Origin of the sequence: Stutzerimonas zhaodongensis (assembly GCF_003696365.1) — a bacterium.
GTDB lineage: Bacteria > Pseudomonadota > Gammaproteobacteria > Pseudomonadales > Pseudomonadaceae > Stutzerimonas > Stutzerimonas zhaodongensis.
The window spans coordinates 1-25,112 of the sequence record NZ_RFFM01000006.1; the positions used below are offsets into that span (position 1 = coordinate 1).

Genomic DNA, 25,112 nt, shown 5'->3' on the forward strand with positions numbered 1-25,112 from the left:
AGACTGAGCGAGGCGGTAATGAAAAGGGGGAGCAGACCTAGTCTGCTCCCCCTTTTTTGCGCCTTGTAATCGCCGAAACCGGCTTACATGTCAGCCGTTGATTCCAGTTGCCTTACCTGCGCATTCACCCAGTCTTCGGCACGCTGATTGAGCTCGGCAACCGCTCGGGGCCCTTCGCTTTCAGCGTGCATGGGTGGGCCAATCACGACCTTGATCGTACCGGGCTTTTTTCCCCAGCCAGACTTCGGCCAATACACTCCAGCATTGTGGGCGATGGGCAGCACGGGCAGCTTGGCATTCACTGCGAGCGAGGCCCCACTACGAGAGAACTTGCCAGTCTGGCCGACCGGCACACGTGTACCCTCCGGAAAAATCAGCACCCAGGCGCCCTGATCCAAACGCTCTTGTCCCTGCTTGGCCACCTGACGCAGCGCTGCCTTGGGGTTTTCACGGTCGATCGCGATGGGCTTGAGCAGCATGATTGCCCAGCCGAAGAAGGGCACATAGAGCAACTCTCGCTTGAGAACCTGACTCAGCGGTTCAAAGTACGCCGAGAGAAAAAATGTCTCCCAGGTGCTCTGGTGCTTGGAGAGAATCACGCAGGGCTTCTGCGGGATGTTCTCCTGTCCGCTGACTTCGTAGCGCAACCCGACCACCGTCTTGGCCAGCCAAATTGCACTGCGGCACCAGGTCTGCACCACGAACCGGTAGCGCTTACGAAAAGACAGGAAAGGCGCGAAGACCAGGCTGATCAGGCACCAGGCGAATGCAGTGAATGCCAGCAGCAAGTAGAACAGCACCACGCGTATTGGCAGCAACGCACTCATGCGCCCGCTCCCAACAGGTGTTCGGCCACTGCAGCCAGGTCATCGAACACCTGAGTACCTGGAGGTAGCTCGCCCTTCTGGGTCTTCAGACCTTTACCGGTACGAACCAGGTAGGGTGCCCCTCCCAGTTGCGTTCCAGCTTGCAAATCGCGAAGGCTGTCACCCACCACCGGAACTCCATCGAGGTTGTCCAGATGAAAGTGGTCAGCGACCTGCTGGAACAAGCCAGGCAGCGGCTTGCGGCAGACGCAACCGTCATCGGGCCCATGAGGACAGTGCACGATCAGATCGACGCGGCCGCCCTCCTCCATCGCCAGCCGCTGCATCTTGAAATGCATGTCGTCGAGCGTCATCGGGTCGAACAACCCGCGCGCCAGGCCCGACTGGTTGGTGGCGACCGCCACTGTCCAGCCTGCCTCGCACAGCTTCGCTATAGCCTGGAGCGAACCCGCTATAGGAATCCATTCATCCGGGTTTTTCACGAAAGCGTCGGAGTCTTCATTGATGACTCCGTCGCGGTCGAGCACGATGAGTTTCACCGGTTTAGCCAAGTGCGGAAATGTCGGCGACGCCAAGGAACAGTCCTCTCAACCGGGCAAGCAAGGCATAGCGGTTGGCACGTACCGAAGCGTCTTCGGCATTGACCAGTACCGCCTCGAAGAAGGCATCCACCGGGCCGCGTAGATGCGCGAGACGCTCTAGCGCCTCACGATACTGACGCGCAGCTGCAAGTGGCTGAACAGCCTGCTCGGCCTGTTGCAAGGCCGAGTACAGCGAGAACTCGGTGGCATTATCGAAGTAGCGTGGTTCGACCGTCTCAGGCAGCTTCGCCTCGAACTTGCTCAGAAGATTCGAAACTCGCTTGTTGGCCGCCGCCAGGGCGTCGGCCTCTGGCAGCCTGCGGAATGCCTGCACGGCTTGCACACGCTGGTCGAAGTCCAGTGCTGAACCAGGTTGTACTGCACGAACGGCGAGATAGGACGCTACCTCGACGCCCTCGTCCTCATAACGGGCGCGAAGGCGATCGAAGATGAATTCCAGCACTTGGTCAGCCAGGCCTTGGGCCTTGACCTGATTACCGAACTGGCCAACGGAGAAGCGCACGGCCTCAACCAGATTCAGGTCCAGCTGCTTCTCGATCAGGATCCGCAGAATGCCTAATGCCGCACGGCGAAGCGCATAGGGGTCTTTGCTTCCGGTTGGCAGCATGCCGATGCCGAAGATGCCCACCAGCGTGTCGAGCTTGTCGGCCACGGCGAGGATGGCACCGGTACCGGTTTTGGGCAGTTCAGCGCCCGCTCCCCGCGGCATGTACTGCTCGTCGAGCGCGGAGGCGACGTCTTCGGGCTCGCCATCATTCAAGGCGTAGTAGTAACCGGCCACACCTTGCATCTCAGGGAACTCACCAACCATTTCAGTGGCGAGGTCGCACTTGCTCAACAGGCCCGCACGGGCTGCCCACTGCGCGTTGCCTGCTGTGCGCTCGGCGATGAACGACGCGAGCCTGGATACCCGCACGGCTTTGTCGTACACCGTGCCCAGCTGGGCCTGGAAGATCACATTCTTGAGGCGTTCGTTGAAGGTTTCGAGCTTCTGCTTCTTGTCCTGCTTGAAGAAGAATTCGGCATCCGTAAGACGAGGACGCACGACCTTCTCGTTGCCTGCAACAATCTGAGCCGCATCTGTGGATTCGATGTTGGCCACGGTGATGAAGCGTGGAAGCAGCTTGCCGTTGCCGTCGAGCAGACAGAAGTACTTCTGATTGTCCTGCATGGTGGTGATGAGCGCTTCCTGCGGCACCTCAAGGAAGCGTTCTTCGAATGAGCAAACCAGCGGCACCGGCCATTCGACCAGTGCGGTGACTTCATCGAGCAGCGCAGGCGGCACGATAGCGCTGCCGTTTTGTTCGCCAGCAAGATGCTCGACGCGCTTTGCGATCAGCTCACGGCGTTCGGCGAAATCGGCGATCACGTGGGCACTACGCAAATCCTCCAGATAACTCGTCGGCTTGCTGATACGAACCGGACTCGGGCTGTGGAAACGATGGCCACGGGATTCGCGACCTGCGCGCTGAGTGAGGATGGTGCAGTCAACGACCTGATCACCGAACAGCATGACCAGCCATTGGGTCGGCCGAACGAACTCTTCCTTGCGCGCCGCCCAACGCATGCGTTTGGGGATCGGCAGGTCATTGAGGGAAGTCTCGACGATGGTCGGCAACAGCGTGGCGGTCAGCTGGCCGGGGATCGAACGGCTGTAGCGAAGTTTCGGCCCGCTGCGATCGATTTCCGCCAGGTCCACCCCGCATTTACGGGCAAAGCCCAGCGCAGCCTGGGTCGGCTCACCTTCGGCGTCGAATGCTGCCTGCAGCGGCGGGCCATCGAGGTTGATGCTGCGATCAGGCTGCTCGGTATCGAGCTGCTCGATCAGCACTGCAAGTCGTCGCGGCGCAGCAAATGCCTGTACCCGACCATGCGCGAGGCCGGCTTCCTTCAAGCCCTTTTCGATGCCGGAACGGAAGGCGTCGGAAAGCTTGCCCAGCGCTTTGGGTGGCAGCTCTTCGGTGCCGAGCTCAACCAGAAAATCCAATGCACTCATTCTGCAGCCTCCAGCTTGGCCAATACTTCGTCACGCAGATCGGGGGTCGCCATCGGGAAGCCCAACTTGGCGCGCGCCTGCAGGTAACTTTGTGCGACGGAGCGAGCCAGTGCACGTACGCGCAGGATGTATTGCTGACGGGCCGTGACCGAAATGGCCCGACGGGCATCAAGCAGGTTGAAGGTATGCGAGGCCTTGAGCACCATTTCGTAGGTCGGTAGAGGCAGCTCCAGCTCAATCAGGCGGTTGGCCTCGGACTCGTAGAAATCGAACAGTTCGAACAGTTTGTCGACATTGGCATGCTCGAAGTTGTACGTGGACTGCTCGACTTCGTTCTGGTGGAACACATCGCCATAGGTAACCTTGCCGAACGGGCCGTCGGTCCAGATCAGGTCGTAAACCGAATCCACGCCCTGCAGGTACATTGCCAGACGCTCGAGGCCATAGGTGATCTCACCGGTAACCGGATAGCACTCGATGCCGCCCACCTGCTGGAAATAGGTGAACTGGGTGACTTCCATACCGTTCAGCCAGACTTCCCAGCCGAGACCCCAGGCGCCCAGCGTCGGTGACTCCCAGTTGTCCTCGACGAAGCGAACGTCATGCACCAGCGTGTCCACGCCAATACGGCGCAGCGACTCGAGGTAAAGCTCCTGAAAGTTTTCAGGGTTTGGTTTGAGTACCACCTGGAACTGGTAATAGTGCTGCAGGCGGTTGGGGTTCTCGCCATAGCGGCCATCGGTAGGGCGGCGTGAGGGTTGCACGTAGGCAGCATTCCAGGTCTCCGGGCCAATGGATCGCAGGAACGTGGCCGTGTGGAATGTACCGGCACCCACCTCCATGTCATAGGGTTGCAGAACGACGCACCCCTGCTCTGCCCAGTAACTTTGCAGGGCGAGAATCAGGTCTTGGAAGGTGCGCACGGCAGGCGTAGGCTGGGTCAAAATTTCACCTGTGCTGGCTTCGACAGAAAGCTCCGGAGTATACCCGATAACCGCTTCAACCCGTGGCGGCGCTTGCCCTGCGGGTGTAGCCAGGAAGATGCTACCGGTCTGTTTAGCTGCACATTCAAGGATGGGAAAATGCCGCGTTGCGCCTGGTGCAGTGACGATCCGCTGTACATCGAGTACCACGACCATGAGTGGGGCGTGCCCACCCGTGATCCGCAAATGCTTTTTGAGTTTCTCATTCTCGAGGGCGCCCAGGCTGGCCTTTCCTGGATCACCGTGCTGCGCAAGCGAGAGCGTTATCGCCAGGTGCTGTTCGGATTCGATCCCGCGCGCTTGGCGCGGATGACCGATGCCGAGATCGACGAGCGCATGCTCGATCCGGGCATCATCCGTAACCGCCGCAAGCTCGAGTCCACCCGCCGCAACGCGCAGCTCTGGCTGGAATTGGACGATCCGGCTGGCTGGCTCTGGTCATTCGTCGGGGGTGAGCCAAAGATCAATCACTTCACGTCCATTGCTCAGGTTCCGGCGGTGACGGTTGAAGCACAGGCCATGAGCCGCGCGCTCAAGAAGGCTGGCTTCAGCTTTATCGGCCCGACCATCTGCTACGCCTTCATGCAGGCCTGCGGCATGGTCATGGATCACACCCTCGACTGTGATCGCTACCGGGTTCTTGCCGCACCTGAAGCCAGCTAAAAGCCGAGACTTCCGGATGACTAGCGCAACGCCCTAAGCAGTTACACTAGCGCCTTTGATTTTTCGGGAGAGATCCTTGGACAAGTTCAAAGGTGCCCTGTTGGTCGGCTTTCTGCGTCTGTTCGCCCTGCTGCCCTGGGCTGCGGTGCAGGCATTAGGCGGCTGCATCGGCTGGTTGATGTGGAAGCTGCCCAATCGGTCCCGCGAGGTTGCCCGAACAAACCTGTCCAAGTGCTTCCCCGAACTTGGTCCCGCCGAGCTGGACCGGCTGCTCGGGCAGAGCTTGCGTCAGATCGGCAAGACCTTCACCGAAAGCGCATGCGCCTGGATCTGGCCAGCCGACAAGACGTTGCGGCTGATAAAGGAAGTTGAGGGCCTCGACGTTCTGGAGCAGGCGCTTGCCTCTGGCAAGGGTGTTGTTGGGATCACCAGTCACCTCGGTAACTGGGAAGTGCTCAATCACTTCTACTGCGCGCAGTGCAAACCCATCATTTTCTACCGTCCGCCAAAGCTCAAGGCCGTGGATGATCTGCTGCAACGCCAGCGAGTTCAGCTAGGTAACAAAGTTGCGCCTTCGACACGCGAAGGCATCATCAGTGTGATCAAGGAAGTGCGCAAAGGCGGCGCTGTGGGGATTCCAGCCGACCCGGAGCCCAGCGAGGGCGCCGGCGTATTCGTGCCCTTCCTCGCTACGCAAGCCCTGACCAGCAAGTTCGTGCCCGGCATGCTCACGGGTGGCAAGGCAGTGGGTGTCTTTCTTCACGCGTTGCGTCTGGAGGACGGTTCGGGCTACAAGGTGATACTCGAAGCGGCGCCGCCGGCCATGTACGACGAAAACGTTGAAGTCGCGGTCGCGGCCATGAGCGGGGTTGTCGAGCGCTACGTTCGTACCTGGCCGAGCCAATACATGTGGACGATGAAGCGCTTCAAGAAGCGTCCGGCCGGTGAAAAGCGCTGGTATTGACCACAGCTAACGCAACACAACAGGGACAGTCATGGGAAACCCGAATCAGCGTCAACATCCCCGCGCACCGATGAAGTGCCGCATCCGCATCACGCATGAATCCTTCGGCGAGGTGTTTGCGCATACCCGCGATCTGTCGGACGGTGGGGTCTATGTAAAGCATCCACAGCTGACTGAATTGCAGCTTGGAATGATCGTCAGCGGCCAGGTGCAGGATCTACCAATCCCTGCACCCGTACTGCAGATGGAAGTCATGCGGGTTGATGGTGAAGGCGTGGGGCTGCGCTTCATTCAGGATGAGTAGGTTGAACCGAAAGCTTTGCTTAGCCGGGCGGTTGCAGCCCGGCCTGCTTGTCGAGTTTGCGTAGAAACACGGTCATTTCCTTCTCTGCCTGCTTGTCGCCCTGCGCTTGAGCGGTAGCCAAGCCCTGCTCCCAGGCGCGACGTGCGCCCTCTTCGTCAGCATTGGCCTGCAACGCCTTGCCGAGCAGCTTCCAGGCCGCCGAGTATTTCGGATTTTGTTCAACGCATCGCTGCAGATGCGTTGCCGCCTGGGTGGCCTCACCCGCGTCCAGATAACCCTTGCCAAGGCCGAAGCGCAGCATGGGATTGTCCATGCCTTGGGCCAGCATCTTCTGCAGTGATTCGAGCATTGTGTTCCCCTGAAAAAGCCTATTGCGTGTCTGCGTCCATCTTGAACGACACGCCTCGCTCTAAGCCTAGCTCGCCTGGGTCACCGCACTGAGAAATTCCTGCGTACGGGTTTCCTGCGGGTTGCCGAACAGCTCATCCGGCGTGCCCTGTTCATGAATTCGGCCTTCGTTGAAAAAGCATACGCGGTCGGCGAATTCCCGGGCAAAACCCATCTGATGCGTAACCATCAGCATCGTCAGGCTGTGTGCTTCCCCAAGCCGGCGTATGACATTGAGCACTTCGCCGCAGAGTTCCGGGTCAAGCGCCGAGGTGACCTCGTCGAACAGCATTACCTTGGGCCGCATTGCCAGTGCCCGGGCGATGGCCACCCGCTGCTGCTGGCCGCCGGACAGTTGCGATGGATAGTGATCGAGCTTGTCGTCCAGGCCCACCATGGCCAGTAATTCTTCGGCACGCTCACGGGCTTCTTTCTTCGATAGGCCCAGCACCTGCACCGGCGCCTCCATCACGTTCTGCCGGGTGCTCATGTGCGGAAACAGGTTGAAGCTCTGAAATACCATGCCGACCTTTCCCCGAACGCGGCGAAGATGCCGCGCATTGGCGCGCACCAGCTCGCCGTTGGTGTCCGGCATATGGGTCAACGGCTCGTCGTCGACCATGATCACGCCTTCGTCGATGTCTTCTAGCGTCATCAGAGCACGCAGCAGCGTGGATTTGCCTGAGCCGCTGGGGCCGATGATGGCGACTTTCTCACCCGTTCTGACATCTAGATCGAGGTGGTTCAGGACGGTCAGATCACCGAAGTGCTTGCTCACATCGCGAAACTGCACCATCAGCTCGGGTTCGTTGGAAGTGCTGGTCGGGTCGCCGGCAGTAATCGGTGCGTTCATCGGGCTAGCTCCATACGGTGTTCCAGTCGGCGCACGAACCAGGCGAGGCCGAGGCTGAGAATGAGGAAGAACAGGCCGACCATGGTGATCGGTTCAAGATAGCGAAAGTGTTCCGAGCCGATGTTCTTGGCCCGTTGCATGATCTCCACCACGGTGATGGCCGATAGCACTGGCGTGTCTTTGAGCATCGAGATCATGTAATTGCCCAGCGCCGGCAGAATCGGTCGCAGTGCCTGTGGCAGGATCACCTTGCGATAGGCCACCAGCGGCTTCATGTTCAGCGCCGTCACCGCCTCCCACTGCGCGCGGGGCACCGCATCGAGCCCGGCGCGGTACACCTCTGCCGTGTAGCAGGCGTAGTGCAGCGCAATGCCGATGATGCCCGCCTGCAATGCAGTGAGATTGAAGCCGTAGTTGGGCAGCACGAAAAACAGGAAATACACTTGGATCAGCAATGGCGTGCTGCGGATGAACTCGATCAGGCCGGTCATCGGCCAGGACAGCCAGCGGTAACGGCTGCGGCGTCCAACCGCCAGGAACAAACCCAGGACGATGGCGATGGAAAAGCCGGCAATGGTGATGCCGATGGTTTTCAGCGATGCGTCGAGCAGTCTGGGAAGAATTTCCCAGGCGAACTGCCAGTCGAAGAAGTTCATGACATTCCTCCGCGCATGCGTCCGCGCGCCAGGCGTTTCTCCAGCGTGCGCATGGAAAAGTTGATGATCTGCGCCAGGATGAAATACATCACCAGCGCGAGGCCGAAGATTTCCAGAGTCATCAGCGTGGCCTGGTCCAGCTGACGCGCGCGGAAGGCCAGATCCGACAGGGTGATCAGCGAAACCAGCGAGGTGTTCTTCAGCAGCTCGATCAGCAGATTGGTGCCTGGAGGGATCGCGGCCAGCAGCGCTTGAGGCAGGATGACCCGACGCAAACGCTGCCAGGCGGTCATGTTCAGCGCCTGGCACGCCTCGTATTGCCCTTCATGGACAGACCGGATGGCGCCGCGCAGCACCTCTGCCCCGTAGGAGCCGATGTTCAGGCCCAGCCCTATGACTGCCACGTTGAAGGCACTCATGCTGATGTTGAAAGGTGGCATCGGCAGGACGAAGTAAAGCCAGAACAATTGCACCAGCAGTGAACTGCCTCGGAACACTTCGATGTAAGCGATGGCCAGCCAGCGCAGCGGAGCGATGGGCGAAAGGCGGCCCAAGGCGCCGATCAGCGCAGCGACGATCGCCAGCAAGGAGCCCCAGAAGGTGATCTGCACGGTCACCCAGGCCCCTTCCAGCATGAGGGGGAGTAGTTCGTTCATCTTGGATATCCGGTTTGGCGGCGCGACAACGCGAGCAAATCGCCGGTCAGGCTTTGCTGCGTGAGGAGAAATGACCCCGCGCCGGGAAGCGTTCTGGGACTGCCTAGAGGCCAGTCGAAAGCGGTCACGTCGCGGTGTTGCGACGGGGCCGAAGAGGAGGCGTGGAGTTATCTGAAGGCTATTCACATGGAAGGCCGGCGTGGGCTGATACCCACGCCGATTCCTTGTTTATGCACCACTGGCTCAGGCGCTGCAGAGTTCCTCGGCGGTCTTGTCGGTGACGTTGGAGCGGTCGAAGCCAAAGGGTTCGACGGTCTTCAGGTGATCATCACTGCCGAGCCACTTCTTCAGCTCGGCATTGACTGCATCGCGCAGCTCCTTGTCCTGCGGACGGAACGCCAGTGCGCCGTAACCGGTGTTGGCCGGATCGTCCTTGAAGTCGTCCGTAGCTTCGACCTGGTCGCCTGCCTTCTCGGCCAGGCCTCTCATGGTCAGCTGCGTGCCGACCGCTGCGTCGGCTCGCCCGGTGCGCACGGCTTGCAACTGAGAGGTGGTGTCGGGCACCTGGACGATCTGCGAATCCTTGATGCCTGCCTTGCGCGCGTAGTTGAGGTTGACGGTGCCGGACATGATCGCGAGCTTGATCGACTCGTCCTTGGCAATGTCCTCATAGCTGCCCAGTTGCTTGGGATTGCCGGCCTTTACCAGCAGCGTGTCCTGAAGCTGATAGTGCGGGTCGGTAAACAGCACCTGCTTGCAACGCTCGGGCGTGATGTACATGCCGGCGGCAATCAGATCGAAACGGCTGGCGCGCAATCCGGGGATCAGCGAGCCCCACTCGGTAAGCACCGGATTGATGGTTTCGATGCCCATCTTCTGGAAGATCTTCTCGACGATTTCCGGTGACTCGCCTGTCACGCTGCCGTCGGTGGCGGTGTACGCGAAGGGCGTCTCGTTGGCATAGCCAATGCGGACGCTGCTGTCCGACTTGATCTTGTCGAGCGTGTCAGCCTGTGCCAGACCGCCGATGGAGAAGCCGGTCAGTACGGCGGATGCCAACAATAGCTTTCCGAAATGGAATGGTCGTGCGCGATTCATCATGAATTCTCCTGTGCTTTTTTATGGTCCGCAGGCGAGCCTGCTATTCGGAGGGCAGCTTCAAGAGCATCAGGACAGGGCGCTCCCTGCCTCGGCGCGGCTTCTATCGTCTTTTAATCGAAGACGTGCCGCGTTTCGCTGACCGAGGATAGCAAAGGCAGTTTTCTCCATAGGATTGCACTAGGACAATTGCATGACATTGCGCTTCGCCTGATCCTGTCGCCTCGACAGAGGTGGACCCCATGCGTAATTGGAAAGAGGCCTTGGTTGCCGATCATGGCGGCGGGTCGAAATACAAGCTGTTGGTCACGGCCATCGCGACCGATATCGAGCGGGGCGAGTTGAAGGATGGCGATCGCCTGCCGCCGCAGCGGTTGCTGGCTGCGGAGCTTGGGATCAGCGTGCAAACCGTCACAAACGCCTATAAGGAGCTGGAGCGCCAGGGCTGGGTGCGCTGTGAGGTCGGCCGTGGCAGCTTTGTCAGCCGGCGGATCAGTGAGCGGGTGGCCACGTCCATGCTCGACCGCGGCGAGCACGCGCTGCTCGACTTTTCTACCGTGCGTATCGTTCATACCGAGCTTCATGACCGCTACTGGCGACAGACCTGCGCGGAGCTGGCAGCCGAGCATGAGCAGCCGTGGATACACGCCTGTCGCCCCATCGCTGGTTTCGAACATCATCGCGAGGTCGGCGCGCGATGGCTCGCTGGCCTGGGACTCACCGTAGAGCCGCGGGACCTGCTGCTGACCAACGGCACTTCCCAGGCCATTTTCCTCGCGCTGGCGTCCTTGGCGGGGCCGGATGATCTGGTGCTCTGCGAGAGCTGCACCGACCACGGCGTGATCGGCACTGCGCAAGTGCTCGGCTTCAAGCTCCAGGGTGTGGATGCCGACCGCCATGGGCTAGATCCGGAACACTTCGAGGATCTCTGCGGTAATGAGCGCGTCACTGCGTTAGTGTGCACGCCGAATCTGAACAACCCCACCAGCAGCCTGATGCCCGATTCGCGCCGGCGCGAGATAGCCGAGATCGCCCGGCGCTATGGTGTCTTCGTGATCGAGGACGACGTTTACGGGCCTCTGCTTGGTGATGCTCGGGAAGCGCCGCCCATCAGCCACTATCTGCCCGAACTGTCTTTCTATTGCACCAGCCTGACCAAATCGGTTTTGACCGGCCTGCGTCTCGGTTACCTGGCCATGCCTCGGCGGCTGGCGCTGCGCACCGAAAGCATCTTCCGGGTGAACAGCTGGATGGCCGCTCCCCTGCTCGGCGAAATCGCCACGCGCTGGATAGAGCGGGGTCGTGCTGCCGAATTGGTGAACCTGCAGCGCAATCTGATCGCCGGTCGGCAGGCTGCGGTGACTGCAGAATTGGGTGATTACTTGCGCGGCAACCATCCTGCATCACTCAGCGCCTGGCTCGAGGTGCCCGAGCATTGGGAGCTCGATGCCCTGCAGCATGAGTTGCGGGAACGCGGCATTGCGCTGACGTTGCCTGATCCCTTCTTGCCGCCGGGTAGCCAGCGGCCAAGGGCGATGCGCCTGTGCATAGGTGCAGAGTGCGGGGATGAACGGCTGCGCAAGGGTTTGGCGAGCATCCGCGACGTCTTCGAGCAGTACCCGGAAATTCACGAATTTCGCGGCGCGCGTTGATCCGACAGATGCGCAGCCGCCGTTATCCGGTGCGGCTAGAGAGACCTAGCCAGATGACATTCCGACCGGCGCGCTACCGTCAGCATCGAAATGCCACTAGAATGCGCGCCGCTCCGGCCATGTCGGTCGGGCAATGGGTTCCCTAACCCCATCACTCCAAAAAGGAAATGCCATGTTGCAGATCCCTTCAACGGTCCGCCGTGCCACGCTGGCCGGGCTGATCGCGTTTCACATTCTCATCATCATCGCCAGCAACTATCTGGTACAGCTGCCAATCACCCTGTTCGGCTGGCACACCACCTGGGGCGCATTCAGCTTTCCGTTCATCTTTCTGGCCACCGACCTGACCGTGCGCCTGCTGGGCAAAGGCCCGGCGCGACGGGTGATCGCTCAGGTCATGCTGCCGGCGCTGGTAGCGTCCTACGTGATATCGGTGCTGTTCCATCAGGGCGCATTTGCCGGCCTTGCGTCGCTGGGCGAGTTCAACCTGTTCGTTTTCCGCATCGCGATTGCCAGCTTCCTCGCCTATGCGCTTGGCCAGATTCTCGACATTCAGGTGTTCGATCGCCTGCGCGGCTTGCGCCAGTGGTGGATCGCGCCGAGCGCCTCGACCATTTTTGGCAACCTGCTCGACACCTTCCTGTTCTTCTCTATCGCCTTCTGGCATAGCGACGACCCGTTCATGGCGGCGAACTGGGTGGAAATTGCCAGCGTCGATTACGCCATCAAACTGATCGTCAGCCTGGCGTTGTTTGTGCCGCTGTACGGCATGTTGCTCAACGCTATCGTGCGCATGCTGCCCGGTCAGCGGACCGCTACGGTTTAGGCCTCACGCCGCCCACAGGCACTGATGAGCTACTAGAAATGACCACTCGCCGCGGGTGGTCATTCGGCGCTGCCGGAACCGGCAGCCGCATCAGAAGAACGTCAAGCCGGCCTGGAACAGCCGCTCCACATCACGGATGTGACGTTTATCCACCAGGAACAGGATGACGTGGTCGCCCGATTCGATGACGGTGTTGTCATGGGCGATCAACACTTGCTCGTCGCGGATGATGGCGCCGATGGTGGTGCCCGGTGGCAAGGCAATCTTGCCGATGGCGCGACCGACCACTTTGCTCGAGCGCGAGTCGCCGTGCGCAATCACCTCGATGGCCTCGGCCGCGCCCCGGCGCAATGAGTGGGCGCTGACGATATCGCCACGGCGCACGTGGGTCAGCAGCGTACCGATGGTGGCCAGCTGCGGGCTGATGGCGATATCGATCTCGCCGCCCTGGACCAGGTCGACATATGCCGGATTGTTGATGATGCACATCACCTTGCGCGCGCCCAGCCGCTTGGCCAGCAGCGAGGACATGATGTTGGCCTCATCGTCGTTGGTCAGGGCCAGGAAGACGTCGGCGTCGTTGATGTTTTCTTCAACCAGCAGATCGCGATCCGACGCGCTGCCCTGAAGGATGATGGTGCTGTCGAGGGTATCGGAGAGATAGCGGCAACGCGCCGGATTCATCTCGATGATCTTCACCTGGTAGCGGCTTTCAATGGCTTCGGCCAGGCGCTCGCCGATGTGCCCGCCGCCAGCGATCACAATGCGCTTGTAGTTGTCATCGAGGCGACGCATCTCGCTCATCACCGCACGGATATGCCCGCGAGCAGCGATGAAAAACACCTCGTCATCGGCTTCGATCACCGTGTCGCCCTGCGGCAGGATGGCCTGATTCCGGCGGAAGATCGCAGCGACACGGGTATCGACATTCGGCATGTGGTTGCGCAGCTGGCGGAGTTCCTGCCCCACCAGCGGCCCGCCGTAATAAGCCCGTACCGCGACCAGCTGAGCCTTGCCACCGGCGAAGTCGATGACCTGCAACGAGCCCGGGTGCTCGATCAGACGCTTGATGTAGTTGGTCACCACCTGCTCGGGGCTGATCAGAACGTCGACTGGTATCGCCTCGTTGCTGAACAGGCCGGAGCGGGTCAGGTAGACCGACTCGCGTACCCGGGCGATCTTGGTAGGGGTATGGAACAGCGTGTAGGCGACCTGACAGGCGACCATGTTGGTCTCGTCGCTATTGGTCACTGCCACCAGCATGTCGGCGTCGTCCGCACCCGCCTGGCGCAGCACGGTTGGAAAGGACCCACGGCCAACCACGGTGCGAATGTCCAGGCGATCGCCGAGGTCCCGCAGACGATCGGCATCGGTGTCCACAACGGTAATGTCGTTGGCTTCACTGGCGAGGTTCTCCGCAAGCGTGCCGCCTACCTGCCCTGCACCGAGAATGATGATCTTCACGCGATCGCTCCTGAAAGGCGGCTGTTACCCGCCACTTCCATGATGGCCAAGGCGTCTGCCTGGCTCATTGACTGGTTCCGGCCTTGGGTTGGGCCGCGATTTTGATCAGTTTGGCGTAGTAGAAACCGTCGTGGCCTTCATCCTGCGGCAGCAACTGACGCCCATGAGACTGCGCGACGCCGAATCCGCTCGGCAAATCCAGCTCCCTGGCACCGGGCATGCGTGCCAGAAATGACGCGATGACCTCGCGGTTCTCGGTCGGTAGCACCGAGCAGGTGGCATACAGCAGCACCCCTCCGACCGCGAGCGTTGGCCAGAGTGCATCGAGCATCTCGCCCTGCAGAAGGGCCAGCGGCGCGATGTCATCAGCCTGGCGGGCAAGTTTGATGTCGGGGTGGCGCCGGATCACACCGGTTGCCGAACAAGGTGCATCGAGAAGAATGCGTTGAAACGGCTGCCCATCCCACCATTGCTCGGTTGCGCGTGCATCAGCCGCCACCAGCTTGGCCCCGAGTTGCAGGCGATCAAGGTTTTCCTGCACGCGCTGGAGCCGTTTGGACTCCAGATCCAGTGCGACAACCTCAGCCAGGCCTGGCTCGCGTTCGAGGATATGACAGGTTTTCCCGCCGGGCGCGCAACAGGCGTCCAGCACTCGCTGGCCGGCGGCCAGGTCGAGCAGGCCCGCGGCCAGTTGCGCGGCTTCGTCCTGGACACTGACGTGGCCTTCGGCAAATCCCGGCAACTGCGTGACGTCGCAAGCCTCGGCCAAACGTATGCCGTCCTCGCTGTGGTGGCAGGCGAAGGCTTCGATGCCGGCGGCCTGCAGCTCGGCAAGATAGCTGTCACGGTTGGCCTTACGACGGTTGACCCGAAGCATCATGGGAGGGTGCGCATTGTTGGCGACGCAAATCGCTTCCCAGTCGTCAGGCCAGTGCGCCTTGAGCGACTTCTGCAGCCAGCGTGGGTGGGCGAAACGGATGACCGGGTCACGCTCGAGCTCGGCAAAGATCGCCTCGCCTTCGCGCTGGGCGTTGCGCAGCACGGCGTTGAGCAGCCCCTTGGCCCAAGGCTTCTTGAGTTTTTCAACGCAGCCGACGGTTTCGCCTATGGCGGCGTGTGGCGGTATGCGTGTGTAGAACAGCTGGTAAAGACCGACAAGCAGCAAAGCCTCAACGTCGCGATCGGCAGCCTTGAACGGCTTTTGCAACAGTCGCTCGGCAAGGCCCGAGAGACGCGGCTGCCAGCGGGCAGTGCCGAATGCCAGCTCTTGGGTGAGGCCACGATCACGGGCGTCCACCTTGCCCAGTACATCGGGCAGGCTGCTGCCCAGCGATGCCTTGCCGGAGAGCACGACGCTCAATGCGCGGGCAGCGGCCAGGCGCGGATTCATCGACATTATTCGAACGCCTTGCCGGGTGTGAATTGCTCTCGCCTGCTATTGAACAGATCGCTGAACGCCAGTGGCTTGCCGCCAGCCAATTGAATACGTGTCAGCCGCAGCGACCCGGCACCGCAGGCCACCTCCAGGCCATCCTTACCGACGTCGATGATCTGCCCTGGCGCCCCTTGCCCGGAGGCCGACTCGGCGGCGTGAACTTTCACAGCGGCGCCATCGAGCACGCTGTGGCAGATCGGCCAGGGATGGAAGGCTCGTACTAGCCGTTCGAGCTCGACCGCCGGGCGTGTCCAGTCAAGGCGTGCTTCGTCTTTGTTCAGTTTGTGGGCGTAGGTTGCCAGGCTGTCGTCCTGCACCTCGCCAACGAGCGTGCCAGCTTCTAGCGCGGCGACCGCATCGACCACGGCGCTGGAGCCCAGCGTTGCGAGCCGGTCGTGCAGGCTGCCGCCGGTATCGTCGTCGGCAATCGGCGTGCTGACCTTGAGCAGCATTGGCCCGGTATCGAGCCCTGCTTCCATCTGCATCACCGTCACCCCGGATTCGGCATCACCAGCTTCAACGGCGCGCTGAATCGGCGCGGCACCCCTCCAGCGCGGCAGCAGCGAAGCGTGGCTGTTGATGCAGCCTAAACGCGGCATGTCCAACACGGCTTGCGGCAGAATTAAGCCATAGGCCACCACAATCATCAGGTCCGCCTGCAGAGAAGCCAGTTCAGCCTGGGCGTCAGGATCGCGCAGCGTTTGCGGCTGATGAACCGGAATCTCGTGTTGCAGTGCGAGCTGTTTGACCGGGCTGGGCATCAGCTTCTGACCGCGACCGGCTGGGCGGTCCGGCTGGGTGTAAACCGCGATCACGTTGCGACCGGTCTCGATCAGGGCCTGCAAGTGCTGGGCGGCAAATTCCGGAGTACCGGCAAAAACGATGCGCATTGAATAACTCGTCAATAAAAAAGGCTTGCTGCTGCAAGCCTTTGGGTCGGAATCAAGCCTGCTGACGATGAAGCTTTTCCAGCTTCTTCTTGATCCGGTCGCGCTTGAGATTGGACAGGTAGTCGACGAAAAGCTTGCCGTTGAGGTGATCGCACTCATGCTGGATGCACACGGCGAGCAGGCCTTCGGCAATCAGTTCGTAGGGCTGGCCGTCGCGGTCCAGCGCCTTGATCTTCACCTTCTGCGGCCGATCGACATTTTCATAGAAGCCAGGTACCGAAAGGCAACCTTCCTGGTACTGCTCCATCTCGTCGGTCAGGTATTCGAACTCGGGATTGATGAAAACCCGCGGCTCGGACTTGTCCTCGGACAGATCCATCACCACTACCCGCTTGTGCACGTTTACCTGCGTAGCTGCCAGGCCGATGCCCGGCGCGTCGTACATGGTCTCGAACATGTCGTCGATGAGCTGACGAATGCCGTCGTCGACCACGTCCACCGATTTGGCGATGGTGCGCAGGCGCGGATCAGGAAATTCTAAGATGTTCAGGATTGCCATATGCGTTTGTGATGCACTTATGGAATAAAGTCAAAAGCCGCTGCTAAGATGCCGGGCAGCTTGTAAACGGCTTAACGCCGCTTTCCACAAGGGTTTCTGCGGCGCTAGGGCGCTTTACGTGAAGGCACATCATAAAGGGATTCACCACATGAGGAAATCACTACTCGCCCTGCTGCTGGTGGCGGTTGGCGGCATGGCGCAGGCCGCTGTGGAGCTGAAGGATGGCCATCCTGAGCAATACACCGTAGTGAAGGGCGACACACTCTGGGACATATCCGCTCGTTTCCTCAGCGAACCGTGGAAATGGCCGGAGCTTTGGCATGCCAACCCGCAGGTGGAAAATCCACACCTGATCTACCCAGGCGACAGCCTGAGCCTGGTCTACGTCGACGGCCAGCCGCGGGTCATGCTCAACCGCGGCACATCGCGCGGCACCATCAAACTTTCTCCATCCGTTCGCAGCACGCCCATGGCCGAGGCGATCAGCACGATTCCGTTGGAAGCGATCAACAGCTTTCTGCTGAGCAATCGCATCGTCGACAGCGCAGCCGAGTTCCAGGCAGCGCCGTATATCGTTGCCGGCAATGCAGAGCGGGTGATCAGCGGCTCCGGTGATCGGATCTATGGTCGCGGCGAATTCCAGGACAACATCAACATCTACGGCATCTTCCGCCAGGGTAAGACCTACGCTGATCCCGAAACCAATGAGTTTCTGGGCATCAACGCCGATGACGTCGGCACGGCCGAGCGGCTCGAGATGGAAGGTGACATCGCCACCATGATGCTCACCCGAGTCACTCAGGAAGCGCGCATCGGCGATCGCATGTTCCCAAGCGAAGAGCGTGCGGTTAACTCGACCTTCATGCCGAGCGAGCCGAAGGAAGAGGTCAACGGTGTGATTCTGGACGTGCCTCGCGGCGTTACCCAGATCGGCCAGTTCGACGTGGTTACGTTGAACAAGGGCGCGCGGGATGGCCTGAAGATCGGCAACGTCCTGGCTGTCTACAAAACCGGTGAAACCGTCCGTGACCGCGTTACCGGCGAGAACGTTAAGATCCCGGACGAGCGTTCCGGTTTGCTGATGGTCTTCCGCACCTACGACAAGCTGAGCTATGGATTGGTATTGCAGGCGACCCGCTCGCTGGCGGTGATGGACAAGGTCCGCAACCCCTGAGTTACCCGAGCCCCGCACAAGCGGGGCTTTTTTCTGCTGCCCTCACCGCATGGATGCGGTGCGACGAGACAAGGACGTTCTCTGATGCCCTCGATTTCCCCTGCCGAACTTGAAGCCCGCCTACGCCTGCATTTGCTGCCGGAGGTTGGTCCTCGGCGTCTGCAAAAGCTGTTCAGCGCATTCCCCAACGCCTCATCTGCACTCAGCGCGCCTGCCTCCGCCTGGCGTGCGCTTGGGTTGCCAGCAAGCTGCGCCGAGCCCAGACGCAGCCCCGAGATCCGCGAGCGTGCCGCACTGGCGTTGAGCTGGCTTGAGCAGCCTGGCCATCAGGTGCTGATGTGGGACGACGCGCACTATCCTGCATTGCTGGGAGAGCTGCCAGACGCGCCGCCACTGCTATTTGTTGATGGAGACCCAAGCCTGCTCGAGCGACCCCAGCTGGCCATAGTGGGTAGCCGTCGTGCTTCCCGACCCGGATTGGACAACGCCACGGCCTTCGCAAGAAGCCTGGCGGGCGGCGGCTTCGTGATCACCAGCGGGCTCGCCTTGGGCATCGACGGCGCCGCGCATCAGGGCGCGCTGGATGTCGGCGGGAAGACCATCGCGGTGCTGGGCACCGGTCTGCAGCAACTATACCCACGTCGGCACCTTGGTCTTGCCGCCCGGATCGTCGAAGGCGGTGGCGCCCTGGTTTCAGAATTTCCGCTGGACTGTCCACCGCAGGCGACCAACTTCCCACGCCGTAATCGAATCATCAGCGGCCTTTCGCTGGGCGTGCTGGTGGTCGAGGCCAGCCCGTCCAGCGGGTCACTGATCACAGCTCGCCTCGCCGCCGAGCAGGGTCGAGAGGTCTACGCGATTCCTGGGTCGATTCATCATCCCGGCGCCCGCGGCTGTCACCAGTTGATACGACAGGGCGCGGCGTTAGTAGAGAGTGTCGAAGACGTGCTGCAGGCGCTGCGCGGCTGGCAGCAGGCACCTGTCACTTCCCAGCCGCACCATTCTCGACACTCTCATCCGTTGCTTGATCAACTGCACGCGGCGCCAATGACCAGCGAGACCCTCGCCATTGCAGTTGAGCAACCCTTGGCAGAGGTATTGGCAGATCTTACCGAGCTGGAGATCGAAGGGCTGGTCGCCTGCGAGAATGGCGTCTGGATCGCGCGCGCAAGCTGAGCCTGCTGGACGGCAACATGCGCTTGGGTACACTGCGCCGAACAAATCAGCGGAGGTCGCAATGGTCGGCAATTGGCGTGTGCAGCAGGCAGCCCGGGTGGTCCGGCGTGGCGGGGTAATCGCCTATCCGACCGAGGCGGTTTGGGGGTTGGGTTGCGATCCATGGGACAGCGACGCGGTGCACCGGCTGTTGGCCCTCAAGGAGCGCCCGGTGGAGAAGGGACTGATTCTGGTGGCAGATTGCATCGAACAGTTCGATTTTCTGCTCGAAGATTTACCCGAGCGCTGGTTGGATCGCCTGACCGGCACCTGGCCTGGGCCTAACACCTGGCTGGTGCCGCATCGAGATCGCCTGCCGGACTGGATCACGGGCAAGCACGACAGTGTAGCGTTGCGTGTCAGCGACCATCCGCTGGTGGCGCGACTCTGTGCCTTTACCGGTCCCCTGGTATCCACTTCCGCCAACCCTGCCGGTCGGCCTTCGGCACGCTCGCGGTTGCGGGTCGAGCAGTATTTTCCTGGCCAGCTGGACGGCGTACTGGGTGGCTCCCTGGGCGGCCGGCGCAACCCCAGCACCATCAGGGACCTGCGCAACGGCGAGGTGATTCGGCCGTCCTGAGCCGGGCCAGGGAGATACAGCCTACGGATGTATGGCTCAGGGCAGCAGGATCGTCGAACCGGTGGTCTTGCCTGCTGATAACTGTCGCTGCGCCTCGGCCGCGTCTGACAGGGCGTAACGCTGACCGATCTCAACCTTGATCTTGCCGCTGGCAATCATGTCGAACAGCTCGGTCGCCATGGCGCGCAGGCGCTCGGCGGTGTCCGCGTAGCCGGCCAGCACCGGACGAGTCACGTACAGCGAGCCTTTTTGCGCCAGCACGCCAAGATTCACGCCAGTAACCGCGCCCGAGGCATTGCCGAAGCTCACCAGCAGCCCGCGCGGCGCGACGCAATCAAGCGAGGTTTCCCAGCTGCTCTTGCCTACCGAGTCATAGACGACGGGACATTTCTTGCCATCGGTCAGCTCCAGCACGCGCTGCACGATATCTTCCTGGCTACGGTCGATGGTCGCCCAGGCTCCTAGTGATTTGGCCCGCTCGGCTTTTTCTGCCGAACCCACCACACCGATCAGCTGCGCGCCGATAGCCTTTGCCCACTGACAGGCGATAGAGCCAACTCCGCCTGCGGCGGCGTGGAAGAGCACTGTTTCGCCCGCTTTAAGCTGATAAACCTGCCGCAGCAGATATTGAGTGGTCAGGCCTTTGAGCATGACGGCCGCTGCTTGCTCGTAGCTGATGCTGTCGGGCAATTTCACCAGATGCCGGGCCGGCAAGCTGTGGTGTTCGCCATAAGCGCCCAAGGGCCCGGTGGCATAGGCGACACGGTCGCCAACCTGGAAGTCCGTGACGCCCTCGCCCACCGCCTCGATTTCTCCGGCACCTTCTGTACCCAGGCCTGACGGCAGGCTTGGCGGGACGTAGAGACCCCCCCGGAAATAGGTGTCGATGAAGTTCAGGCCTATCGCGTGGTTGCGTACACGAACCTCGCCTGCGCCTGGTGCGGCGACGGGCGCATCCACTTGCTCGAGAACCTCGGGACCACCGTGCTGGCTGAACTGGATGCGCTGCGACATATCGACTCCTGGGCAAATGCAAAGGAGCCTATCCAACGCTTCTGGGCCGCATTCGTCAATTGGACGGGTGATATGCTTGCCGGCCCAACCGTTCCAGCACTGGCGAACCGGTCCTGCCGAGGCGTCCGTGCAGCCACATTGCCAAGGTGAATTCGTGAACGAGCGTACCGAAGCCGTCAAAGCCTACCTGCTGGATCTGCAGGACCGTATCTGCGTTGCCCTTGAAGCCGAAGACGGTGGTGCGCGCTTCGTCGAGGATGCCTGGACCCGCCCCGCAGGCGGCGGTGGTCGGACCCGGGTGATCGAGAACGGCGCACTGATCGAAAAAGGCGGCGTGAACTTCTCCCACGTCCACGGCACGGGTTTGCCGCCATCGGCCAGTGCTCATCGCCCCGAGCTGGCAGGCCGCGGCTTCGAGGCGTTGGGTGTGTCCTTGGTGATCCACCCGGAAAATCCCTATGTGCCGACGTCTCATGCCAACGTGCGCTTTTTCATCGCCGAAAAGGAAGGCGAGGAGCCGGTCTGGTGGTTCGGTGGCGGTTTCGACCTGACGCCCTATTACGGCAACGAGGAAGACTGCCTTCATTGGCATCGGGTCGCCCGTGACGCCTGCGCGCCCTTCGGGGCCGATGTCTATCCGCGCTACAAGGAGTGGTGCGACCGCTACTTCCACATCAAGCACCGCAATGAGCCGCGCGGCGTTGGCGGATTGTTCTTCGACGATCTGAACGACTGGGACTTCGACACCAGCTTCGCCTTCATGCGCGCCGTCGGTGATGCTTACCTCAATGCCTACCTGCCTATCGTTCAGCGTCGCAAGGCGTTGGCGTTCGGCGAGCGCGAGCGCGAATTTCAGGAGCTGCGCCGCGGGCGCTACGTGGAATACAACCTGGTCTATGACCGCGGCACCCTGTTTGGCCTGCAGTCAGGTGGGCGCACCGAATCGATCCTCATGTCGCTGCCGCCGCTGGTGCGTTGGGGCTATGACAAGCACCCCGAGCCCGGCACCCCTGAAGCGCGACTGACTGATTACTTCCTGCAGGATCGCGACTGGCTCGGCGAGCAGCACTGACCCGCCCTTTTTGCTGTAATCGCACTGTATTCAGGAGCTTTCATGGACCGCTACGGCGTCTTCGGTAACCCCATCGGCCACAGCAAATCGCCACAGATCCATCGCCTGTTCGCCGAGCAGACCGGCCAGAGCCTCAGCTACGAGCCGCTCCTGGCGCCGCAGGATGACTTCCCAGGTTTTGCTCGGGAGTTCTTCTCGCACGGGCTGGGTGCCAACGTCACCGTGCCATTCAAGGAGCAAGCCTTTCGCCTGGCCGACCAGTTGAGCGAACGAGCGCAGCGAGCTGGCGCGGTCAATACCCTGAAAAAGCTCGATGACGGCACGCTTCTGGGCGACAACACAGATGGCATCGGCCTGGTTCGAGACCTGCTGGATAACGCCGGCGTGGCATTGCAGGGAAAGCGCATCCTGCTGCTTGGCGCGGGTGGCGCTGTGCGTGGCGTGCTGGAACCGCTGCTGGTGCAAAGGCCGGCAGAGCTGGTGATAGCCAACAGAACCTTGAGCAAGGCGCAGCAGCTGGCAAGCGAATTCGCTGAGCTGGGGCCGCTACGCGCCGCTGCCTTCGACCAACTGACCGGCTCGTTCGATGTGATCATCAACGGCACTTCGGCCAGCCTTGGTGGAGCGCTGCCACCGCTGAACGAAAGCCTGGTTCGCGCCGGTGAAACCTTCTGCTACGACATGATGTACGGGGCCGAACGGACGCCATTCTGCGCCTGGGCTGAGGGTCTTGGCGCGCTGGCGCGCGATGGCCTGGGCATGTTGGTCGAGCAGGCCGCGGCGGCATTCGAATTGTGGCGAGGGGTGCGACCGGAGTCGGCAGGCGTATTGGCGCAACTGCGCAGTCAGCTGACGGGCTGATTCAGCACTAGAGAACCTGGATCAGAAGCGGAAGTGAATCTGCTGATGCAGGTGCTGCGGGCTCTCCAGCTCATCAACCATGCCAGCAGCGATGCGCCGTAGCTGTACGCGACGATCCTCGGCAGCTAGCCCTTCAAGATTGCTGAAGTCCTCGATCGACAGGTCTTCACCCTCGGTTAGGGCGTCCACCAGCGTCCACTTGAGCGGATGTTCGGCCAGTCGCTGAAGGGCAGCGGCAACGTCCGGCTCTTCGCTGTGGGCGCTCAAGTCAGCCGTCAGCAGAAGCCGCTCGACACCGACTTTTGGAAGCCCGGTGAGCAAAGCATCTACCGCCTGATAGAAGCCCTGATGTTGCCCGGATTCGGCACGACCCGATGCGGTAGGAACCGACGGGCTGTCGAACAGGCAGATAACCGCGTCCATTCCAGCGACGCTCTGCGACACACTGATGCCGTCGAACAGGTCGCCGGGTTTGGCCCTGAGGCCCGGACGCACGGTCATGGAGTTGAGGTCGTCGACGAGCGCGACGACCTCATGCTGACGAGTCAGCAACTCACACAACAAGGCGTTGCCCAGACTCGAATGCGCTCCATAGAGCGCAAACTTGAGCCGGGGAGTCTCTGCGTTGAGCATGAGCGCAGCGGCTCTTAGCGGCGTGTAACCAGATAGCCGATCAGCGCTACAGCGCCGGCGGCCAGAGCCACAGTGCTCAGCGGATGTTCACGGGCGCAATCCTTGGCCATGCGGCTGGCTTCGCGGCTGCGCTTGGACAGATCACGGCGGTGCGAGTCGAAATCTGTGTCATTCCACAGCGACTCCGCGCGGGAACGCAGCGAATCGAAGCGATGCTTCGAGCTGCGGGTCGCGTCGTCCTTCAGCTCGTCGAGAGCAGCCATCAGGTTGTGGATTTCGCTTTCGATTTCGTCGCGGGTGGTGGGCTTGCGGCTGAAGCGGGACATAGTCTTTCTCCCCAGTGAGTGTGCAGGTTGGACCCCATCGTCGTCTGAAGGTGCAGCGACATTAGCGGCCCTGATAGGTAGCGGACCCGCTCTGCGCTTGGTGGTTCCCGTCGGTCAGCCCGATTCCTGGCAAGCGCTCTGACGCCGATAAGAGCTAAGCGCCCCCATTCGCATGCTTGGGCTCACCGGGGCTGCGGGCGCGGTGCGCTGGATCTTCTTCTACACTTCGATTGCACCGCGGCCGGTGCGCTGAATTGTCGCCCCGGTTGTTGCACCACTCGCCGTAGCTGAACCGAACAAGCGAAGCGGCGTGTCGTGAACAGGGCGGGAATGGCGTTGAACGCGCCGAAATTTAAAGCTGCAACCCCCTTATTTGTGAACGGGGTTTACCTATAATGCGCGCTGCGTCTGTTGTTGATCGGCGCTTCGTATTCAATTGCCAATTCATCGGTGTCTATCTTGAAAGTACGTCAAACCATCCTCGGCCTGCTGCTCGCGTGCGGCGGTGTCATGTTGTCCCCCTCCGTCACCGCTGCATCACAAACTGCCATGCAGCAGGAACTCGCCTCCGGCAGCGCGTTGGTCATCGACCTTAAAACCAACGAAGTGCTTTATTCCAGTAACCCTGACTTCGTCGTGCCTATCGCTTCGGTAACCAAGTTGATGACCGCCATGGTCACGCTGGATGCCAATCTTCCCCTGGATCAACGCCTGCCCGTGACCATCCGCGATGCGCGCGAAATGCAGGGCGTGTTCTCCCGAGTGCGGATCGGCAGCGAGATCAGTCGCCGGGAAATGCTCCTATTGACGCTGATGTCGTCCGAGAATCGCGCCGCTGCGAGCCTGGCACACCATTATCCGGGCGGCTACGGCGCCTTCATCAAGGCGATGAACGACAAGGCCGCGGCGCTGGGCATGACCCACACGCGCTATGTCGAACCCACCGGCCTGTCCGAACTGAACGTGTCCAGCGCGAATGATCTGGTCAAGCTGCTCAAGGCCAGCCAGGGCTACTCGCTGATCGAGCAGTTCAGCACTACCTCCGAGAAAACGGTCGCCTTTCAGAAGCCCAACTACACACTCGGCTTTCGTAACACCAACGCGCTGGTGCGCAAGCCCGACTGGAGCATTCAGCTGACCAAAACCGGCTTCACCAACGCCGCCGGGCACTGTCTGGTGATGCGCACAGTGATGAACAAGCGGCCGGTGGCCTTCGTGGTTCTCGACGCGTTCGGCAAGTACACCCACATGGCTGACGCCAACCGGCTCAAGAAGTGGATGGAGACCGGAAAGGTGACCCCGGTGGCACCGGCTGCGCTGGCCTACAAGCAGCAGAAAATGGCCGAGCGCCAGTTGGCTGGCCAACCGGGCGACGCGGCTGCTGCGGTATTGGGTACGCGTTGATAGGGCAAGGCCGTAACG

The 25,112-nt window shown here is 61.2% G+C and carries 27 protein-coding genes; 11 read left to right on the forward strand and 16 right to left on the reverse strand.

Annotated elements, in window-relative coordinates; genetic code table 11:
- Positions 1-83: 83 nt before the first annotated feature.
- From EA797_RS18080 to glyQ, 4 genes are read right to left on the reverse strand one after another with little or no spacing between them, the layout of a single operon-like run.
- Entirely contained in the window at positions 84-827 is a 744-nt protein-coding gene (locus tag EA797_RS18080) for a lysophospholipid acyltransferase family protein (RefSeq protein ID WP_122167761.1), read from the reverse strand.
- Complete coding sequence (gene gmhB, locus EA797_RS18085; RefSeq protein WP_122167763.1) at positions 824-1,366, reverse strand: D-glycero-beta-D-manno-heptose 1,7-bisphosphate 7-phosphatase; 543 nt, start codon at positions 1,364-1,366, stop codon at positions 824-826. Before gmhB ends, EA797_RS18080 begins: the two co-directional genes overlap by 4 nt.
- Positions 1,367-1,370: 4 nt before the next feature.
- Complete coding sequence (gene glyS / locus EA797_RS18090) at positions 1,371-3,425, reverse strand: glycine--tRNA ligase subunit beta (protein ID WP_122167764.1); 2,055 nt, start codon at positions 3,423-3,425, stop codon at positions 1,371-1,373.
- Positions 3,422-4,369: a glycine--tRNA ligase subunit alpha gene (gene glyQ, locus EA797_RS18095; protein WP_122167766.1), complete on the reverse strand. Its 948-nt coding sequence runs from the start codon at positions 4,367-4,369 to the stop codon at positions 3,422-3,424. Before glyQ ends, glyS begins: the two co-directional genes overlap by 4 nt.
- 138 nt (positions 4,370-4,507) lie before the next feature.
- On the opposite strand from glyQ, the gene EA797_RS18100 reads away from it, so the two are divergent.
- From EA797_RS18100 to EA797_RS18110, 3 genes are all read left to right on the forward strand, one after another.
- Positions 4,508-5,071, forward strand: coding sequence for a DNA-3-methyladenine glycosylase I (locus EA797_RS18100; protein WP_122167768.1), 564 nt, complete (start codon positions 4,508-4,510; stop codon positions 5,069-5,071).
- Positions 5,072-5,147: 76 nt separating this feature from the next.
- Positions 5,148-6,035 (forward strand): lysophospholipid acyltransferase, encoded by an 888-nt coding sequence (locus tag EA797_RS18105; RefSeq protein ID WP_122167770.1) that lies wholly within the window; start codon positions 5,148-5,150, stop codon positions 6,033-6,035.
- A 31-nt stretch (positions 6,036-6,066) separates the two neighbouring features.
- Entirely contained in the window at positions 6,067-6,339 is a 273-nt protein-coding gene (locus EA797_RS18110) for a PilZ domain-containing protein (protein WP_122167772.1), read from the forward strand.
- Positions 6,340-6,358: 19 nt separating this feature from the next.
- On the opposite strand, the gene EA797_RS18115 is transcribed toward EA797_RS18110, so the two are convergent.
- From EA797_RS18115 to ehuB, 5 genes are all read right to left on the reverse strand, one after another.
- Entirely contained in the window at positions 6,359-6,688 is a 330-nt protein-coding gene (locus EA797_RS18115) for a tetratricopeptide repeat protein (protein WP_122167774.1), read from the reverse strand.
- 66 nt (positions 6,689-6,754) lie between these two features.
- The gene (ehuA, locus tag EA797_RS18120) at positions 6,755-7,579 is read right to left on the reverse strand and encodes an ectoine/hydroxyectoine ABC transporter ATP-binding protein EhuA (RefSeq protein ID WP_122167776.1); all 825 of its coding nucleotides are present in this window, start codon (positions 7,577-7,579) and stop codon (positions 6,755-6,757) included.
- Positions 7,576-8,235: an ectoine/hydroxyectoine ABC transporter permease subunit EhuD gene (ehuD, locus tag EA797_RS18125; protein WP_122167778.1), complete on the reverse strand. Its 660-nt coding sequence runs from the start codon at positions 8,233-8,235 to the stop codon at positions 7,576-7,578. Before ehuD ends, ehuA begins: the two co-directional genes overlap by 4 nt.
- The gene (ehuC, locus tag EA797_RS18130; protein ID WP_122167780.1) at positions 8,232-8,891 is read right to left on the reverse strand and encodes an ectoine/hydroxyectoine ABC transporter permease subunit EhuC; all 660 of its coding nucleotides are present in this window, start codon (positions 8,889-8,891) and stop codon (positions 8,232-8,234) included. The genes ehuD and ehuC overlap by 4 nt, the downstream gene beginning before the upstream one ends.
- A gap of 243 nt (positions 8,892-9,134) precedes the next feature.
- The gene (gene ehuB, locus EA797_RS18135; RefSeq protein ID WP_122168118.1) at positions 9,135-9,989 is read right to left on the reverse strand and encodes an ectoine/hydroxyectoine ABC transporter substrate-binding protein EhuB; all 855 of its coding nucleotides are present in this window, start codon (positions 9,987-9,989) and stop codon (positions 9,135-9,137) included.
- Between the two features lie 242 nt (positions 9,990-10,231).
- On the opposite strand from ehuB, the gene ehuR reads away from it, so the two are divergent.
- The gene (ehuR, locus tag EA797_RS18140; protein ID WP_122167782.1) at positions 10,232-11,641 is read left to right on the forward strand and encodes a MocR-like ectoine utilization transcription factor EhuR; all 1,410 of its coding nucleotides are present in this window, start codon (positions 10,232-10,234) and stop codon (positions 11,639-11,641) included.
- A gap of 172 nt (positions 11,642-11,813) precedes the next feature.
- Positions 11,814-12,467, forward strand: coding sequence for a 7-cyano-7-deazaguanine/7-aminomethyl-7-deazaguanine transporter (locus EA797_RS18145; protein ID WP_122167784.1), 654 nt, complete (start codon positions 11,814-11,816; stop codon positions 12,465-12,467).
- 90 nt (positions 12,468-12,557) lie between these two features.
- Here the strand turns inward: EA797_RS18145 and trkA are convergent, their stop codons facing one another.
- The 4 genes from trkA to def form a co-directional block, all read right to left on the reverse strand.
- Positions 12,558-13,931, reverse strand: coding sequence for a Trk system potassium transporter TrkA (gene trkA, locus EA797_RS18150; RefSeq protein WP_122167786.1), 1,374 nt, complete (start codon positions 13,929-13,931; stop codon positions 12,558-12,560).
- Between the two features lie 64 nt (positions 13,932-13,995).
- Complete coding sequence (gene rsmB, locus EA797_RS18155; RefSeq protein WP_122168120.1) at positions 13,996-15,321, reverse strand: 16S rRNA (cytosine(967)-C(5))-methyltransferase RsmB; 1,326 nt, start codon at positions 15,319-15,321, stop codon at positions 13,996-13,998.
- Positions 15,322-15,326: 5 nt separating this feature from the next.
- The gene (gene fmt / locus EA797_RS18160) at positions 15,327-16,256 is read right to left on the reverse strand and encodes a methionyl-tRNA formyltransferase (RefSeq protein ID WP_122167788.1); all 930 of its coding nucleotides are present in this window, start codon (positions 16,254-16,256) and stop codon (positions 15,327-15,329) included.
- Positions 16,257-16,308: 52 nt separating this feature from the next.
- On the reverse strand, positions 16,309-16,815 hold the full coding sequence (def, locus tag EA797_RS18165) for a peptide deformylase (RefSeq protein ID WP_122167790.1): 507 nt from the start codon (positions 16,813-16,815) through the stop codon (positions 16,309-16,311).
- Between the two features lie 148 nt (positions 16,816-16,963).
- Here def and EA797_RS18170 point away from each other — a divergent pair, with 148 nt between their 5' ends.
- The 3 genes from EA797_RS18170 to tsaC all read left to right on the forward strand — a co-directional run bounded on the left by EA797_RS18170 (position 16,964) and on the right by tsaC (position 19,784).
- Entirely contained in the window at positions 16,964-17,989 is a 1,026-nt protein-coding gene (locus tag EA797_RS18170; RefSeq protein WP_122167792.1) for a LysM peptidoglycan-binding domain-containing protein, read from the forward strand.
- A gap of 84 nt (positions 17,990-18,073) precedes the next feature.
- Entirely contained in the window at positions 18,074-19,165 is a 1,092-nt protein-coding gene (dprA, locus tag EA797_RS18175) for a DNA-processing protein DprA (RefSeq protein ID WP_122167794.1), read from the forward strand.
- Positions 19,166-19,226: 61 nt separating this feature from the next.
- A complete protein-coding gene (tsaC, locus tag EA797_RS18180) occupies positions 19,227-19,784 on the forward strand; it encodes an L-threonylcarbamoyladenylate synthase type 1 TsaC (RefSeq protein ID WP_122167796.1) in 558 nt (185 codons plus the stop codon).
- A gap of 36 nt (positions 19,785-19,820) precedes the next feature.
- On the opposite strand, the gene EA797_RS18185 is transcribed toward tsaC, so the two are convergent.
- Positions 19,821-20,798 carry a quinone oxidoreductase family protein gene (locus EA797_RS18185; protein WP_122167798.1) on the reverse strand — a complete coding sequence of 326 codons (978 nt, stop codon included), beginning with the start codon at positions 20,796-20,798 and terminating at the stop codon, positions 19,821-19,823.
- 154 nt (positions 20,799-20,952) lie between these two features.
- Here EA797_RS18185 and hemF point away from each other — a divergent pair, with 154 nt between their 5' ends.
- Positions 20,953-21,870 (forward strand): oxygen-dependent coproporphyrinogen oxidase, encoded by a 918-nt coding sequence (gene hemF / locus EA797_RS18190; RefSeq protein WP_122168122.1) that lies wholly within the window; start codon positions 20,953-20,955, stop codon positions 21,868-21,870.
- Between the two features lie 42 nt (positions 21,871-21,912).
- A complete protein-coding gene (gene aroE / locus EA797_RS18195; RefSeq protein ID WP_122167799.1) occupies positions 21,913-22,731 on the forward strand; it encodes a shikimate dehydrogenase in 819 nt (272 codons plus the stop codon).
- 21 nt (positions 22,732-22,752) lie between these two features.
- On the opposite strand, the gene EA797_RS18200 is transcribed toward aroE, so the two are convergent.
- Positions 22,753-23,364, reverse strand: coding sequence for an NAD(P)-dependent oxidoreductase (locus EA797_RS18200; protein ID WP_122167801.1), 612 nt, complete (start codon positions 23,362-23,364; stop codon positions 22,753-22,755).
- 14 nt (positions 23,365-23,378) lie between these two features.
- A complete protein-coding gene (locus EA797_RS18205; RefSeq protein ID WP_122167803.1) occupies positions 23,379-23,690 on the reverse strand; it encodes a glycine zipper domain-containing protein in 312 nt (103 codons plus the stop codon).
- A 459-nt stretch (positions 23,691-24,149) separates the two neighbouring features.
- Between EA797_RS18205 and pbpG the strand changes: the two genes are divergently transcribed.
- Positions 24,150-25,094, forward strand: coding sequence for a D-alanyl-D-alanine endopeptidase (gene pbpG, locus EA797_RS18210; RefSeq protein WP_122168124.1), 945 nt, complete (start codon positions 24,150-24,152; stop codon positions 25,092-25,094).
- Positions 25,095-25,112: the final 18 nt, after the last annotated feature.